Origin of the sequence: Pseudomonas sp. AU12215, assembly GCF_001675465.2 — a bacterium.
Taxonomy (GTDB): domain Bacteria; phylum Pseudomonadota; class Gammaproteobacteria; order Pseudomonadales; family Pseudomonadaceae; genus Pseudomonas; species Pseudomonas nitroreducens.
In genome coordinates, this window is the sequence record NZ_MACM02000095.1 from 1 (window position 1) to 1,626 (window position 1,626).

Consider the following 1,626-nt stretch of genomic DNA (forward strand, 5'->3'; position numbering starts at 1 on the left):
CCGGCGTGCGCGACTACCTGCACGTCGTCGACCTGGCCAACGCCCACCTCAGCGCCCTACGCTGGCTGGACGGCGCCAGCGGCGCGAAGACCTTCAACTTGGGCACCGGCCGCGGCTACAGCGTGCTGGAAATCATCCGCGCCTATGAAAATGCCTGCGGCCGCGAACTGCCCTTCCGGTTCCTCCCGCGCCGCGACGGCGACATAGCCAGCTACCATGCCGACCCGGCACTGGCGGGCGCAGAACTACAATGGAGCGCCGCCCGCGATATCGAAGATATGTGCCGCGACGCTTGGAACTGGCAAAGCCAGAACCCCAGCGGTTACGCCTGATTTTTTCGTGCCCGAAAAACAAAAAGCCCCGCTCGAAAGCGGGGGCTTTTTGCTGAAGATGGTGCCGGTAAGAGGAATCGAACCCCCGACCTTCTCATTACGAATGAGCTGCTCTACCGACTGAGCTACACCGGCGGCGGGCGTAAAATATCAGCGCCGCAACTTACGCGCAACCAAGTGCACGCGGCATGCCTTACTTCTCCTCGTGGTACTCGTCATCGACATTGATTGCCCAGATGCGCGATTTATCGATAGCACCGCTGGCGATCTGCGAGACAGCCTCCTTGGCGGTCAACATCGAATGGTCTTGGTTGTTGTAGCGATGCATCCCGTTACGTCCGATCAGGAAGAGGTTATCCACCGCATCAAGACGCTCACGGAGTGTATCGAACTGCTGATAGGCCTCACCAAAGTACCCCGGATAAGCCTTGGGCACGCGGATGACAACGGCATCCATCGCCGACGCCGACGCAACCAGTCCGATCTCCTGCATCTCACCCTGGGCCAGCGCCTTGAGAGCATCATCGCTCATCATCCACAACTCATCGACTTCAGTGCAGAAGAATTCCAGTCCCAGCCATACCGTATCCTGGTCAGCGACCATGTACGGACTCCAGTTGTTGAAGATCTGAACGCGCCCGACTTTCACTCCAGGCTCCTGAATGTAGATCCAGTTGTCCTGCAGCGGGCTCACCAGTTCCTGCTTCTTGTACAGCAGGCCCACAGTAATGAAGTCACGGTACTGCAGCGCACTGGCAATGCTCGTCGCCTGCTCGCCCAGCGCCCCATTGGAAGCGCGAACCAGATCCTTGATCGGCATGGTAGAGATCAGATAGTTGCAAGGGCATTGATGCGCATTACCCCGCTCATCCACATACTCGATCGACTGGACGCGGCCGTTCTGGTAGTTGACCGATGTGACGCGGCTACGCATCTCCAAACGCCCACCCGCGTCGACAAAGCGTTCCGCTACTTGCTCCCACATCTGCCCAGGACCGAATTTTGGATAGATGAAACTCTCAATCAATGACGTGTGAGTCGCCTTTCCTCCGATCCCCAACAGCCCCTTCAACGCATGCACCACAGCGCTTAGGATCGATAGGCTCTTGATTCGCTGAGCCCCCCACTCGGCACTGATTTCATCACAACCTACACCCCACACTTTCTCGGTGTACTCTTTGAAGAACTGTCGATAGAGGGCGGTTGCAGAAGCTGAGTGCAACACGGTTACTGGATTGAAGCAGGTGCATCATGCTGCAACGCCACTACCTCTGTCATGACCTCAATCGGGCAT

The 1,626-nt window shown here is 57.6% G+C and carries 1 protein-coding gene, 1 tRNA gene and 1 pseudogene; 1 reads left to right on the forward strand and 2 read right to left on the reverse strand.

The window, feature by feature from the left end; all coding sequences use genetic code 11:
- Nucleotides 1-332: pseudogene (locus A9513_RS14605) on the forward strand (UDP-glucose 4-epimerase GalE); the annotation flags it as partial.
- Between the two features lie 59 nt (nt 333-391).
- On the opposite strand, the gene A9513_RS14610 reads toward A9513_RS14605, so the two are convergent.
- Both A9513_RS14610 and A9513_RS14615 read right to left on the reverse strand, forming a co-directional pair.
- Nucleotides 392-467: transfer RNA gene (locus A9513_RS14610), tRNA-Thr, on the reverse strand.
- A gap of 58 nt (nt 468-525) precedes the next feature.
- Entirely contained in the window at nt 526-1,557 is a 1,032-nt protein-coding gene (locus A9513_RS14615) for an FAD-dependent oxidoreductase (protein ID WP_083196133.1), read from the reverse strand.
- Nucleotides 1,558-1,626: the final 69 nt, after the last annotated feature.